This window comes from Micromonospora sp. NPDC020750 (assembly GCF_044334565.1).
Taxonomy (GTDB): Bacteria; Actinomycetota; Actinomycetes; order Mycobacteriales; family Micromonosporaceae; genus Micromonospora.
This window is the reverse complement of the sequence record NZ_JBIRTH010000012.1, coordinates 42,174-56,067: the sequence shown is the minus strand read 5'-3', so window position 1 is coordinate 56,067 and position 13,894 is coordinate 42,174. Positions and strand designations below refer to the sequence as shown.

Sequence of the window (13,894 nt, the reverse complement as noted above, 5' to 3'; positions counted from 1 at the left end):
ACGGCCGGCCGGGCCGTGGGCCCCGCCGGCCGCACCGGTGATGATCAGGCGGTGGCGTGGTAGGCCAGGACACCCCGGTTCACCGCGGCGATGGCCTGTCGGGCGGTGGCCCGCAGCTCGGTGGACGCCCCGCCGGAGTCGGCGAGCTGGCCGAGCAGGTCGACCACCTGCCGGGCCCAGCGGACGAAGTCCCCGGCCGGCATCTCGCCGTCGATCTCGTGGCCGCTGGCCAGTACCTTCGCCAGCGCCTCGCCCCGCGCCCAGCGGTAGACCGGCCAGGCGAAGCCGAGGTCCGGCTCGCGGGTGACCGTGAGGCCCCGGGCGGCCTCGTCGGCCTCGATCTCCCCCCACAGCTTCAGCGTCTCCTCGACGGCATCGGCGACCGGCCCACGGGGCAGCGACGCCCGCTCGTCGACGTCCCGGCGGGCCTCGAAGACCACCACCGAGACCGCGGCGGCCAGCTCCGACGGCGACAGGCCGTCCCAGACGCCCCGGCGCAGACACTCGGCGACCAGCAGGTCGGCCTCGGTCCAGATCCGGCCGAGCATCCGACCGGCGTCGGTGACCGCACCGTCGGCGGACAGATAGCCGCGCGCGGTGAGCAGCGCGACGATCCGGTCGAACGTGCGGGCCAGCGAGCCGGTGCGACCGGCCACCCGCTGGCGCAGCTCCTCGGTGTCGCGCTCCAGCCGGCGGCGGCGCTCGGCCCAGCGGGCGTGTTCCTCCCGGTCCGGGCAGTCGTGGCAGGGGTGCCGGCGCAGCTCGGAGCGGAGCTGGCTGATCGCGTGGTCCTCGCCGGCGCCCTGCCGGGACCGGCCGCCACGGCGACCGCCGTGCCGGTCCAGCCCGGTGCCGCTGACCTCGGCGGCGAGGTCTCGGCGGGCCCCCGGGGAACGGTGGTTGAAATGCTTGGGCACCCGGATGCGGGCAAGCACCTCGGCCGGGGTGGTGAAGTCGCCGGGGCCGACCCGGCCGGCCCAGCGGTCCTGGGTGAGCACCAGCGGGCGGGGCTCGCCGAACCCGCCGGTGGCCGGGTCGAGCACCACCGCGAGGCCGGCGCGCCGGCCGGACGGCACCCGGATCACGTCGCCGACGCGCAGCCGCTCCAGCGACTCCACCGCCGCGGCCTTGCGCTGCTGCTGGCCCTGCCGGGCCACGGCGCGTTCCCGGTCGGCGATGGCCACCCGCAGGGCGAAGTACTCGTCGAAGTCGCCGTGGTGGCAGCCGGCCTCCACGCCGTACGCGTCGATGGTCTCGGTGTTGCGCTGCACCTGGCGGGCCAGGCCGACCACCGACCGGTCCGCCTGGAACTGGGCGAACGAGGACTCCAGCAGCACCCGGGCCGGCTCCGCGCCGACGGAGCCGACGAGGTTGACGGACATGTTGTAGGACGGGCGGAAGCTGGAGCGCAGCGGGTAGGTGCGGGTGGAGGCCAGGCCGGCGACGTGCCGGGGGTCGGTCTCCGGGGACCAGACGACGACCGCGTGCCCCTCCACGTCGATGCCCCGGCGGCCGGCCCGGCCGGTGAGCTGGGTGTACTCCCCCGGGGTGAGGTCGACGTGCGCCTCGCCGTTGTACTTGACCAGGCGCTCCAGCACGACGCAGCGGGCCGGCATGTTGATGCCCAGGGCGAGCGTCTCGGTGGCGAAGACCGCCTTGACCAGGCCCCGGACGAACAGCTCCTCGACGATCTCCTTGAACACCGGAAGCATGCCGGCGTGGTGGGAGGCCAGCCCGCGCTCCAGACCGTCGAGCCACTCCCAGTAGCCCAGGACCGTCAGGTCCTCGCCGGGAATGGCGGTGACCCGGCTCTCGACGACCCGGCGGATCTCGGTGCGTTCCTCGGGTGAGGTCAGCCGCAGGCCGGCGGCGAGGCACTGCTGCACGGCGGCGGCGCAGCCGGCGCGGCTGAAGAGGAACAGGATCGCCGGGAGCAGCCCCTCCCGGTCGAGCCGGTCGACGATGTCGGGGCGCAGCGGGCCGCGCCAGCGGGGGCCGCGCCGCCCGGCGCCGGGGCCTGCGCTGCGCCCCTCGCCGAGCTCCAGCCGGCGCATCGTGTCGCGGGTGTAGCGCAGCAGCTCCGGGTGCACATCGTGCTTGCGGGCGGCGTCGGCGTCGTGGAACAGGTCGAACATCCGCTTGCCGACCAGCATGTGCTGCCACAGCGGCACCGGCCGGTGCTCGCTGACCACCACCGTCGTCTCGCCGCGCACGGTGACCAGCCAGTCGGCGAACTCCTCGGCGTTGGAGACGGTCGCGGACAGCGAGACCAGGGTGACCGAGGCGGGCAGGTGGATGATCACCTCCTCCCACACGCCGCCGCGGAACCGGTCCGCGAGGTAGTGCACCTCGTCCATGACCACGTAGGCCAGGCCATCGAGGGTGGCCGAGCCGGCGTAGAGCATGTTGCGCAGCACCTCGGTGGTCATCACCACCACCGGGGCGTCCCCGTTGATGGCGTTGTCGCCGGTGAGCAGGCCGACCTGCTCGACCCCGTAGCGGTGCACCAGGTCGTGGTACTTCTGGTTGGACAGCGCCTTGATCGGGGTGGTGTAGAAGCACTTGCGCCGGGTGGGCGCCGCGTCGGCGCCGTCGGCGCCCGCCGGCTGGGCGGGGCCGCCGCGCAGGGCCAGGTGTACGGCGAACTCGCCGACCACCGTCTTGCCGGCGCCGGTGGGGGCGCAGACCAACACCCCGCTGCCCCGTTCCAAAGCCTGACACGCCTCCCGTTGGAAGTCGTCGAGATCGAACCCCAGGTCAGGGGCGAACTCGTCCAGCGCCGGAAACTGTGAGGCCTGCGCGGCCCGGCGGCGGGCCGCGGCGTACCGCTCGGCGGGACTCGACATGTCGTCAAGATTAATGCGTGCGTCGCGGGACCACCTGTCAAGGCCGTCCGACACCGGCGTCCGGGGCGGTCGGTAGGGTGCACGGCGTGCCGGACCATGCCGAACCGCCCCGCCCGACCCCGCCGCGCGGCATCGACGCCGCCGCCAGCGCCCAGGCGTCCCGCCGGCCCGTGGAGGCGGTGCTGTTCGACTTCCACGGCACCCTCGCCCAGGTGGAGGAGCCGCACGACTGGGTGCAGGCCGCCGCGGCGGCCTGCGGGGCGACCCTGGACCGGGCCCGGGCCACCGGCCTGGCCGACCGGCTGCTCACGGCGGGCCGGGCGGGCGGGCCGCTGCCTGCCCGGGTGCCGCCGGCGCTGGCCGAACTGTGGGCCGACCGGGACCTCTACCCGCACGCCCACCGGGCCGCGTACACGGGGCTGGCGGCGACCGTGGACGCCGGGATCGACGGGCTGGCCGACGCGCTCTACGACCGGGTGCTGGTGCCCGAGGGCTGGGTGCCGTACCCGGACACCGCGCCGACCCTGGCGGCGCTGCGGGAGGCCGGGGTGAAGGTGGCGGTGGTCAGCAACATCGGCTTCGACATCCGGCCGTTCTTCGCCGCCTGGGGGCTCGACGGGCTGATCGACGCGTACGCCCTGTCGTACGAGGTGGGGCGCTGCAAGCCGGACCCGGGGATCTTCTGGCGGGCCTGCGGGATGCTCGGGGTGGACCCGGAACGGGCGCTGATGGTGGGCGACACCGCGGCCGACGCCGGGGCGGTGCGGGCCGGCTGCGCGGCGCTGGTGCTGCCCGAGGCCGAGCCGGGCCGACTCAACGGGCTGGGTTCGGTGCTCGGGCTGGCCCTGCCGACCTGACCCGCCCGGGGGCCACTGACGGCGCGGGGTGTCCGGTCGGCGGGGCCTTCGGCTCACCCCTGGTCACCGCAGCAGCCGGACCGCGCCCGGGACGGCGGTGACGGTCACCGGCAGGTCGAGGGCGCGCTCCCCGTCGGCGTACGTGGTGATGCCCTCGGCGGCCAGTTCCACCGTCCGGGCCCGGTGGCTGCTCACCAGCGGATGCTGGACGTGGGTGCCCCGGTAGATGCGCGGCTTCACCCGGACCAGGGTGCGCCGGTCGAACCGGCCGCCGACCACCACGTCGAGCAGCCCGTCGGTCGGGTTCGCGTCCGGGCAGATCCGCATCCCACCGCCGTAGCTGGCGCAGTTGCCGACCGCGACCAGTACCGCGTCGACCTGCAACGGCTCGCCGTCGAGGCGCAGCGTGTACCGGCGGGGGCGTAGCCGGGCCAGCTCGACCAGGATCGCCAGGTCGTACCGGCGGGGGCCGCGCGGGTGGCGCATCCGGTTGGCCCGCTCGTTGACGATCGCGTCGAACCCGGCGGCGAGCACCGCCCCGTACCAGCGGGGCGGGCCGTCCGGCCGGGTCATCCGGGCCAGGTCGACCGGGCTGGTCCGGCCGGCCCGCAGGGCGTCGGCGATCGCATCCGCGGCGGCGAGCGGGTCGGTGGGGAAGCCGGTGTCGGCGGCGAAGTCGTTGCCGGTGCCGGCCGGCACCACCCCGAACGGCACGGTCGTCGCGGCGACCGCCTGCAGTCCACGGTGCACGGTCCCGTCCCCGCCCACCGTCACCAGGGCGGCGATCCCGTCGGCCAGCGCCGCGTGGCACGCCCGTTCCGCCTGGTCGGCCGTGTACGCCTCCAGCAGGCGCACCGGCCGGCCCGCCCGGGCCAACCGCTCCAGCAGGCCGGGCAGCAGTCCCCGGTGCCGCCCGCGGCCGGCCGTCGGGTTGGCGAGCACGGCGACGGGGCCCTCGGGGTGCGGGCCGGGGGCGGTGCGGTCGACAGCGGTCACGGCGAGCACCGTACCGCCGGGCGGGCACCGCGATCATCTTCCTGCCTGCCCGGAATCCGCCGGGCGCGCCAGGGATTGACTACGGTGGATTGCCGTGCTAAACGACGCGGGAATTGCCATGAAAACAGCGGAGACGGACCCATTGGTGGCGCTGCGGGACGGTCTGCCACCAGGGCGTGACACATTGCCATTCGTCGTTCAATAATGGCTGCCGTCGATCCACCTCGGGTCGGGTGCGGGGTCACCGACACCGATCGAAGGGAAGCTATTCCGTGAAGCGGGACCATTCACCCGTGCTGCCGGGCGACGGCGCCACCGACTACGCGCGTTACATGCGCACGGACGAGCTGCTGGAGCTCCAGCGCCCCCCGGAGCAGATGATCCACCGCGACGAACTGCTCTTCCAGGTGGTACACCAGTCAACCGAGCTGTGGCTGAAGCTGGCGGGGGCCGAGCTGGCCGAGGCGGGCGCCCGGGTGGCCGCCGACGAGCCTGCGGCGGCGGAACCGCTACTGGCCAGGGCGACGCTCGGGGTGCGGCTGGTCACCGACCAACTGGAGATGTTCCGGCACCTGCCCCCGGCGGCCTTCCAGGCGATGCAACCGGCGCTCGGCACCGGATCCGGCGCCGAGTCGCCCGGCTGGCGCGGGGTGCAGGCCGGGAGCCGGAAGCTCGACCGGGCCTTCACCGACCACCTCGCACGACGCGGGACCGACCTGTCGCGGCTGCTCCGGGCGGACCCGACGGACCCGGCGCACCGGCTGGCCGAGGCCATGGTCGAGTGGGACGAGCGGGTCGCGTTCTGGCGGGTGCGGCACTACCAGGCCGCGATCCGGGTCGGCGGCCACGGCGTCGCCGGCACCGAGGGCAGCCCGGCCAACATGCTCGCCAGGCTGATCGACCACCGGTTCTTCCCGGAACTGTGGCAGGCACGCGTCGCCCCCGCCACGCCGGCCGAGGGCATTTTCCACCCGGATCGGCCCTGAAGAATCCCGCCGGACCGAAATTCGCCGAAACGTCACCGTCCGTGTTTTACATAATTGTAATGTCGAGGTGCGGTTCGTGCGCGAGCTGACGAGCTGGCTGTCCGGGGGGGCCGATCCCGACAGTTTTCCCTACCTCCCGGTGATGGCTGAGTTCCACCGGACCGGCAAACATTTCGTCGGAAAGGGGCTGCTCGCTCTCCTTGACGAGGCGAGGGCGCACGTCGCCGCCCGGGCGACCGGCGCCGGGCCGGCGGACTCCGGGCCCGTCCGGCTGCTGCGCGACTTCCTCGACGTCGCGCTCGACAAGTGGGACGGTCGGTACGACTACCGCAGCTACCTGGCGTTGCGCCTGCTCGGGCTGCCCTGCGGCGACGGCGGTGGCGGCTCGGTGACGGATCGGGCCGCCACCCGCCAGGGCCGCGACCGGCTCCTCGTGCACCTGGTCGCCGACGCGCTGGCGTTCGAGCTGGCCGCCGCCGCCGGCACCACCGAGTTGCTGCCCGAGCAGCGGCCCGGGCCGGCGCTGGTGGCCAAACGCCACCGGCTGGGCGTCCGGGCCGTCTTCCCCGCGGTGTCCCGCCTGGGCCTGACCGTCGACGATCCCCAGCCGGCGGCGGCCGCCGCGGCACTGCACGCCCTCGCCGCCGCCGACCGCAGCGCCGTTGAGGAGCGGGCGCTGCGGCTGAGCATGCTGCCGGTGTACCTGTCGCACGACGAGTACCTGTTCATCCGGGTGCTCCAGGCCTACGAGTGCGTCTTCGCCGGGCTCGCCGACGAGCTGCACGCGACGATCGACGCGATCGACGCGGGCCGGGCCGTCGCGGCGGCGGAACGGTTGGGGTACGCCCGGGACCAGCTCGCCTCGGCCGCACCCCTGTTCTCGCTGCTGGCGAGCATGCAGCCGGAGTCGTTCCGGACGTTCCGGGCGTACACCGAGGGGGCCAGCGCGATCCAGTCCCGCTCCTACAAGCTGATGGAGTCGCTGTGCCGTACCCCCGAGGGGTCCCGGCTGGACTCGGCCGCCTACCGGTCGGTGCCCGAGCTGCGCGACCGGGTACGCGCCGGAGGGCCCTCGGTCGACGCGGCGCTGCGGGCGGCCGTCCGCGACGGCCGGCTGGCCGGGGCGGACCGAGCCCTGGTGGAGCTACGGATGCGTGAGTTCGCCGCGACGGTGCTGCACTGGCGCCGCACCCACCACCGGCTGGCGGTCCGGATGCTCGGCGAGCGGCCGGGCACCGGCTACACCGAGGGGACACCCTACCTGGCCGAGGTCCGGGCGATCCCGGTCTTCACCGCCGTCACCGCCGACCCCGACCAGGCGGCCCCGTCCGAACCGAGTGGAGGCTGTCCCGAGTGAGCGCACCCGAACTGGAATCCGCGATCGGCGGGCCGCGGCGTCTCGACGCCGCCGCGCACGCCGCGCTGCGCGCCGAGTTCCCCCTGCTGGAGACCTGCCTCTACCTGAACAACAACTCGACCGGCGCGGTGCCACGGGCGGCGCAGGGCGTTCTCACCGGTTACTGGGACACGTTGCGCACCTGGCGGGACGACGTGTGGCAGGGCTGGCACGAGGGCCTCGACCGGTACGCCGACGGGCTGGCCGCGTTCATCGGCGCCCCGCCGGGCAGCGTGGTCACCGACGCGAACCTGAGCATCCTGCTCGGCCGGGTCGCGTCCTGCTTCGACTACCGCCCGCCGCGCGACCGGGTCGTCATCACCGACCTGGAGTTCCCGGCCGTGCCGTTCGTGTGGAACGCGTTCCGCCGCTACGGCGCCCGGCTCGACGTGGTCGGCACCGGTGGCCCCGGCTTCGACGAGGACGCGCTCGTCCGGCGCATCGACGAGCGGACGCTGCTGGTGTGCGTGCCGCACGCCAGCTTCTCCTCCGGGGCCACCGTCGACCTGCGCCGCCTGGTCGCGCGCGCCCACGACGTGGGCGCCCTGGTGGTGGTGGACGCCTTCCAGAGCGTCGGGATCATGCCGCTGGACGTGACGGCCCTCGGCGTCGACGTCGTCCTCGGCGGCGCGCACAAGTGGCTGTGCGGGGTCGGCACGGCCTTCCTGTACGTCCGCCCGGACCTGACGTCGACCCTGGAGCCGGCGGCGACCGGTTGGCAGGCCGGTGACCGGGCGCTGACCTTCCGGCCGTCGACCGGCTGGGCGGCCGGGGCCCAGCGGTTCGCCGGCGGGACCCCGTTCCCACTCACCTCGCTGGTCTCCCAGGTCGGCCTGGACCTGCTGGCCGGTGTGGGCATCGCCGCGATCCGGGAGCACTCCCTGGCGTGCACGTCCCGGATCCTGGCCCGTGCCGGGGCCGCCGGCATCACGGTGGTCAGCCCGACCGAGCCGCACCTGCGCGGCGGCGTCGTGTGCCTGGACGTCCCAGACGGTGAGGCGGTCAAGCGGCGGCTGGCCGCGCGGGACGTGATCTGCAGCTGGCGGGGCTACCTGCGGGTCGGACCGCACGTCTACAACACCCTCGACGAGGTCGAGGCGTTCATGGACGCACTGGAAGAGGAGCTGGGCCGATGACCGTCACGCTGTCGCCGCGGGCGCTGATGAGCCTGCTCGCCAACGGCACCAAGGCCATGGACGTGCTGGAGACGGCGCTCACCATGGGCCTGCTCGACGTGCTGGAGCCGGGTCCGGCCGTCCTCGGTGAGCTCGCCGAGAAGTTCGGGGTACGGCCGCTGCGGCTGTACAAGTTCCTGGACTGCCTGGAGAGCCTCGGGTTCGTCGAGCGGGACGAGCCCGGCGACGACATCACCACGGCCCGCTACCGGGCCGTGCCCGGGCTGCGCGACGCCGTGGCGGCGGTCGCCGGGCCGGACGCGATCGAACGGGACCGGGACCGGTACCCGTGGCGGCGGCTGCACGGCCGGCTCGCGGAGAGCCTGCGCGGCGACGCCGGCATGACCGATGACGACTTCGCGTGGCCGCCGCGCGACGACGAGCAGACCGCCGCCTTCGAGCGCAGCATGGCCGTCGGCCTCGGCCCGGTGCTCGAGACGGTCCACCGGCACGCCGACCGGTTGTGGCCGGGCCGGTGCCGCCTGCTCGACGTCGGCGGCGGCGACGGCACGCTCGCCGCGCGGGTGCTCGACGACGCCCCGGGGCTGCGGGCCGACGTGTACAACCTGCCGGCGGTGGCACCGCTGGTGGAGCTGACGCGGGCCCGCTGCGGGCACCCGGACCGGCTGGGGTTCGTCGGCGGCGACTTCCTCGCCGAGCCGCTGCCGGGCGGCTACGACGCGCTGGCGTTCGTACGGGTGCTGCACGACTGGCCGAACGACGTGGCCCGCACGCTGGTCGAGAAGGCGTACGCCGCGCTCGCGCCGGGCGGGCTCCTGCTGATCTGCGAGGAGTTCCGCACCCCGGACCGGCTGGCGATGCAGTTCTTCTGGAGCTACTTCCTCATCGGCGTCGACAGCTGCGTCAGCCGGCTGCGGGAGGTGGAGTTCTACACCGGCCTGCTCGAGGAGGTCGGCTTCACCCGGGTGCGGGTGCTGCCCGGCGGCTGGGAGCTGGTCACCGCGTACAAGCCGCCGGACGCGCCGTGAGCCGGGCGGGGCGGGCGGCGTCGCGGCTGCCGACCGGGGGCGGGGGCGCGCTCGCCGTCGAGCAGCGGCTCGCAGCTGACGGCCGCCCGCCGAAAGGCAGCGCCGGGTGGCACGTGGCTCGTCGGCGGGAACCACACGCCGCCGGCGAGCGACTATCGGTACATGCGGTGTGAGCAGTGGCGGGAGATCCTGTCGGCCCAGTTGGACGGGGAGGAGAGCCCGGCCGAGCGGGCCGCGGCCGAGGGGCACCTGGACGCGTGCGGTGACTGTTCGGCCTGGTTCGATGCGGCGGCGGCGGTGACCCGGCGGGCACGTACCCGGCTGGTGTCGCCGGGGCCCGACCTGGCCGACGCGGTCCTCGCCGCCGTCCCGGCCGGGGCTTCCCCCCGCCGGTGGACGCCCGCCCGGCGGGGCCGGCTGGTGGCCGGGTTGCGGGCCGCGCTGGGCCTGGTCGGCGCCGTGCAACTGGTGCTCGGGCTGGCGCAGGTCGGTCGGGGCGCGGTCGTCGCGCACGCGCACGCCGCCGGCCAGCACCTGTGGCACGAGTCGGCGGCGTGGAACGTCGCCGTCGGCGCCGGGTTCCTGTTCGTCGCGGCGCGGCGGTTTGCGCCCGCCGGGGTGCTGCCGATGCTCAGCGCCTTCGTCGCGACGCTGGTGCTGCTGTCGGTGAACGACCTGATGACCGGCCAGGTGGCCGCGTCCCGGCTGGTCAGCCACGGTTTCCTGGTGGTCGGCTGGGTGCTCACCGGGCTGCTGTCGCGGCCCCGGCTGCGCCCGGGTGGTCCGTCGCCGGGGCAGGGACGGTCGCGGGCATCCCGCTGGCGGGTCGAGCCGGACCAGTCCGAGCAGCCGGCCCCGCTGCGCCTGGTGCCACCGCAGCCGTACGCCGCGCAGGCCAGCGACCGCCGGGCCGCCTGAAGGCCGGCCCTCGGCGGGCGGGGCCGTCGGCGGCGCCCGAAGGCTCAGCGGGCCGGGCAGGCGTCGGCGGTCTCCCGGCCGCCCGCCCGGGAACTCAGCCGGCGCTGGTCGGGCGGGCCGGGCGGGCGTCGGCGTGCCAGGCGGCCACCAGATCCTCGCGCGCCCGCGCCACCCGGGAGCGGATCGTGCCGACCGGGCAGCCGCACACCTGGGCGGCCTCCGCGTAGGACAGGCCGGCCACCTGCGTGGCCACGAACGCCACCCGTCGCTCCGGGGCCAGAGCGGCGATCAGCCGGTGCAGGGCGACACCGTCGTCCACCGCGGGCTCGACCGCGCCCACGCCCTCCGCCGCCGTGCGCCAGTCCGGCAGGGCCGCGGTACGCGGGCGGGTCACCGCCGCCCGGACGTGATCGACGGCGACCCGGCGGGCGATGGTGAACAGCCAGGTGCGGGCCGAGGAGCGGCCGGCGAAGCCGGGCAGGCTGCGCAGCGCCCGCAGGAACGTCTCCTGGGTCAGGTCGTCGGCCTCCCCCGGCCCGGCGAGGTGGGCCAGGAACCGCCACACCGGGCGTTGCAGGGCCCGGACGAACGCCGCGGCGGCCTGCTGGTCGCCCTGCCCGGCGAGGCGTGCCCAGCGGGTCACCTGCTCGTCGTCGGCCTCCGCGGTCACCACCGCCGGCCGCCCGACCCGACGCGGGTGGCCGACCCGACGCGGGTGGCCGACCCGACGCGGGTGGCCGCGCCCGCCCGGTGGTGCGCTTCGGCGGTGCTCACGCGAACCGGTACGGCGCGCGGCGCTGTTGCGTTCACGTGGTCTGTCTCCCGGCCCGGCTCCGGCGGCTGACGCCTCCCACCAGCGGTGGGAGGGCGGTCTCCGCGCGCCGCCCCGGTGCGACGCACCACTGTTTGTCGGTCGCGGGGAGGGAAAAGTTCCACGCCGCGCCGGAAACGCCGTCGGGCGGTGCGACGGCTGGCCGGGCGGCGGGGGCGAAGACGGAGACGGGCCGCTCCCCGTGTGGGAGCGGCCCGTCTCCGGGTCCGGCGACGCCGGGCCGGGCACCGGGGTGCCGGCCCTCAGTCGTCGTCGCGGTCGTCGTCATCGTCCTTGTCGTCACGGTCGTCGTCGTCGTCATCGTCGTCATCGTCGACCGGCTCCTGCTCGGCCTTGACCACCGTGCCGTCGTTGCGGTCGACGTCGACCTCGTGCTCGGTCTGCCCGTCGACGATCTCGACGCTCCACACCTGACGGCCGTCCTCGTCCTCGGCCTCGACCTCGACGATCCGGCCGCCCCCGGCGCGCGCCAGAGCGATCTCGCCGGCCCGCCGCTCGTCGACGCTCCCGCCGGCGGGCGAGCCGGTGGGGGGCGGCGTCGCCGTGCCGGCGGGCGAACCGGTGGCGGGCGCACCGGTCGCCGGCACCGAGGTGGGGGCGTCGTCCGGGCTGCCGGTCGCCGCCGGCGCCACGGTGGCGGCGACCAGGGCGGTCGGTGCGGCGCGGTCGTCGGCGGCGGTGACGCCGAGGGCGACCCCGGCCACCGCCAGCATCGCCGCGCCGCCGACGGACGCCATGATCAGGGAGTTGCGCTTCATCTCGGTGCACCTTTCCTCGGTTACTACGTCGAGGATCGGCCGTGGCGGGATAGCGGCGCGCTGCACGAACGCTAAGGCGCGGTTAAGGTCGCCGGCGGGGCCAGCCACAGGCGCACCTCGGCCCCGCCGCCCGGGGCGGTGCGCAGCTCCAGCCGGCCGCCGCCGGCCTCCGCCACCCGGCGGGCGATGTCCAGGCCCAATCCGGTGGACCCGGCCGGGCTGGCTCCCCGGCGTACGGTGGCGGGCGGCATGCCGGGGCCCCCGTCGGCCACGACGAGGACCACCCCGTCGGAGTCGCGGGCGAGACGGACGGTGAACGCGGTGCCGTCCGGGGTGTGCGCGAACACGTTGCCGAGCAGCGCGTCGAGGGCCGCGGCCAACTCCTCGGCGGGCACCGTGACCGGCAGCGGCCCGGGATCAAGGTCGCAGCGGACCTCCCGCCCGGTGTCCTCGGCCAGCACCGACCAGAACGCCACCCGGTCGGCGACCACCGCCGCCGCGTCGCCACCGGTGGCGGCCGGCGACCGGTCCCGGCGGGCCTGGCGGATCAGGCCGGTCACGGCCCGCTCCAACCCGTCCACCGCGGCGGCGATCCGCGTCGCCTCCTGCGGCTCACGCAGCGACTCAGCCTCCAGGCGGAGCGCGGTCAGCGGGGTGCGCAGCCGGTGGGAAAGGTCAGCCACCTCCTCACGCTCCTGGGCGAGCAGAACCTGGATCCGGCCCGCCAGGTGGTTGAGCGCGCCGGCCACTTCGCGCAGTTCGGCCGGGCCTGCCGGCGTCACCCGGGCGTCCAGCTCGGCGTTCGCCAGCCGGTGCGACACCGCGGACAGCTCGGCGATCGGCCGGACCAGGGTGCGGGCCAGCCGGTCGGCGACCAGCAGCCCGAGCAGCACCAGCAGCACCCCGAGCAGGGCCAGCACCAGCCAGGCCCGGGTCACCCCGGCGGTCAGCTCGGCGCGCGGCACCACCGTCCTGATCACGCCCGTGCCATCCGGCCGGCCCTGCACGGCGATGACCACCTCGCGTCCCTCGTCCGACTCCGCGGTCAGGCTTCGCCCCCGTTCGGCCAGGGCCACCGCCGGGGTACGTGGGACGGGCGTGCCCAGCACCGTGTCGCCGGGCAGGAACACGCTGACCGGCCGGCCCGACTCCGCGGCGAGCTGCTCGGCGGTCAGCCGAATGGTGGCGGCGTCGGCCGTACCCACCACCGGCACCAGGCTCTGCGCGTCCGCGGTCGCCCGGACCGTGGCCCGGTCCTCGGCCACGGCCCGTACCAGCAGCGCCAACGGCACCAGGAAGGCCACCAGGGTGAGCACGCTGACCGCGGCGGACAGCAGCGCCAGCCGCGCCCTCACCCGGCACCGCCCGGGGACTCCAGCCGGACCCCCACCCCCCGCACCGTGTGCAGGTATCGGGGCTGCTGGGCGCTCTCGCCCAGCTTGCGGCGCAGCCACGACAGGTGCACGTCGACGGTCTTGTCCGCGCCCCCGTACGGGATCTGCCAGACCTCGGTGAGCAGCTCCCGCTTGGTGACCACCTCGCCGGACCGGGCGGCTAGGTGGTGCAGCAGGTCGAACTCGCGCGGGGTCAGCTCGACCGGCGTGCCGTCGAGGGTCACCTGCCGTGAGCGCGGGTCGACCCGCAGCCCGCCCACCGCCAGCGTCGGGTCCTGCGCCGCCTGGGCCGCGCCGCGCCGGAGCACCGCGCGGACCCGCGCGTCCAGTTGGGCGGCGGTGAACGGCTTCACCACATAGTCGTCGGCGCCGGCGTCGAGGACCCGGATTATCTCGGTCTCGTCGTCGCGGGCGGTCGCCACGATGATCGGCACCGCGCTGACCGCGCGCAGCATCCGCAGCAGGTCCCGCCCGTCGAGGTCGGGCAGGCCCAGGTCCAGTACGACGAGGTCCGGCCGGTCGTCGAGGGCGTCGCGCAGACCCGCCATCGCGGTGGACGCGGCGGCCACGGCGTGACCCCGGTCCCGCAGCGCCCGCGCCAGTGGCGTCCGGATGGTCAGGTCGTCCTCGATGAGCAGCAGGCGGGGCACAGGATGCAGGCTAACCGCCGGGACCGCCGCCGGCCGGTTCCTTAACCCTCTCTTAGCGTCGACCGGTGCTCCCGCCAACCTTCGATCGGGGATAGTC

The 13,894-nt window shown here is 75.4% G+C and carries 12 protein-coding genes; 6 read left to right on the top strand and 6 right to left on the bottom strand.

Annotated features, from left to right (window positions below):
- Positions 1-44: 44 nt before the first annotated feature.
- Positions 45-2,846: a DEAD/DEAH box helicase gene (locus ACH4T9_RS28610; protein ID WP_396674333.1), complete on the bottom strand. Its 2,802-nt coding sequence runs from the start codon at positions 2,844-2,846 to the stop codon at positions 45-47.
- 131 nt (positions 2,847-2,977) lie between these two features.
- Here ACH4T9_RS28610 and ACH4T9_RS28605 point away from each other — a divergent pair, with 131 nt between their 5' ends.
- Complete coding sequence (locus tag ACH4T9_RS28605) at positions 2,978-3,703, top strand: HAD family hydrolase (RefSeq protein ID WP_396674403.1); 726 nt, start codon at positions 2,978-2,980, stop codon at positions 3,701-3,703.
- A gap of 63 nt (positions 3,704-3,766) precedes the next feature.
- On the opposite strand, the gene ACH4T9_RS28600 is transcribed toward ACH4T9_RS28605, so the two are convergent.
- The gene (locus ACH4T9_RS28600) at positions 3,767-4,699 is read right to left on the bottom strand and encodes a diacylglycerol kinase (protein WP_396674334.1); all 933 of its coding nucleotides are present in this window, start codon (positions 4,697-4,699) and stop codon (positions 3,767-3,769) included.
- Positions 4,700-4,971: 272 nt separating this feature from the next.
- Between ACH4T9_RS28600 and ACH4T9_RS28595 the strand changes: the two genes are divergently transcribed.
- The 5 genes from ACH4T9_RS28595 to ACH4T9_RS28575 all read left to right on the top strand — a co-directional run bounded on the left by ACH4T9_RS28595 (position 4,972) and on the right by ACH4T9_RS28575 (position 10,163).
- Positions 4,972-5,685 carry a tryptophan 2,3-dioxygenase family protein gene (locus ACH4T9_RS28595; RefSeq protein WP_396674335.1) on the top strand — a complete coding sequence of 238 codons (714 nt, stop codon included), beginning with the start codon at positions 4,972-4,974 and terminating at the stop codon, positions 5,683-5,685.
- Positions 5,686-5,761: 76 nt separating this feature from the next.
- Positions 5,762-7,042: a hypothetical protein gene (locus ACH4T9_RS28590; RefSeq protein WP_396674337.1), complete on the top strand. Its 1,281-nt coding sequence runs from the start codon at positions 5,762-5,764 to the stop codon at positions 7,040-7,042.
- On the top strand, positions 7,039-8,217 hold the full coding sequence (locus tag ACH4T9_RS28585; RefSeq protein WP_396674339.1) for an aminotransferase class V-fold PLP-dependent enzyme: 1,179 nt from the start codon (positions 7,039-7,041) through the stop codon (positions 8,215-8,217). The genes ACH4T9_RS28590 and ACH4T9_RS28585 overlap by 4 nt, the downstream gene beginning before the upstream one ends.
- A complete protein-coding gene (locus tag ACH4T9_RS28580) occupies positions 8,214-9,245 on the top strand; it encodes a methyltransferase (RefSeq protein WP_396674340.1) in 1,032 nt (343 codons plus the stop codon). The genes ACH4T9_RS28585 and ACH4T9_RS28580 overlap by 4 nt, the downstream gene beginning before the upstream one ends.
- Positions 9,246-9,407: 162 nt before the next feature.
- Positions 9,408-10,163, top strand: coding sequence for a zf-HC2 domain-containing protein (locus ACH4T9_RS28575; protein ID WP_396674341.1), 756 nt, complete (start codon positions 9,408-9,410; stop codon positions 10,161-10,163).
- Between the two features lie 94 nt (positions 10,164-10,257).
- Here ACH4T9_RS28575 and ACH4T9_RS28570 read toward each other — a convergent pair whose 3' ends face one another.
- The 4 genes from ACH4T9_RS28570 to ACH4T9_RS28555 form a co-directional block, all read right to left on the bottom strand.
- Positions 10,258-10,833 (bottom strand): sigma-70 family RNA polymerase sigma factor, encoded by a 576-nt coding sequence (locus tag ACH4T9_RS28570; protein ID WP_396674404.1) that lies wholly within the window; start codon positions 10,831-10,833, stop codon positions 10,258-10,260.
- Between the two features lie 404 nt (positions 10,834-11,237).
- Entirely contained in the window at positions 11,238-11,753 is a 516-nt protein-coding gene (locus tag ACH4T9_RS28565; RefSeq protein ID WP_396674343.1) for a PepSY domain-containing protein, read from the bottom strand.
- A 71-nt stretch (positions 11,754-11,824) separates the two neighbouring features.
- On the bottom strand, positions 11,825-13,108 hold the full coding sequence (locus ACH4T9_RS28560; RefSeq protein ID WP_396674345.1) for a sensor histidine kinase: 1,284 nt from the start codon (positions 13,106-13,108) through the stop codon (positions 11,825-11,827).
- The gene (locus tag ACH4T9_RS28555; RefSeq protein WP_396674347.1) at positions 13,105-13,797 is read right to left on the bottom strand and encodes a response regulator transcription factor; all 693 of its coding nucleotides are present in this window, start codon (positions 13,795-13,797) and stop codon (positions 13,105-13,107) included. The genes ACH4T9_RS28560 and ACH4T9_RS28555 overlap by 4 nt, the downstream gene beginning before the upstream one ends.
- Positions 13,798-13,894 lie beyond the last annotated feature (97 nt).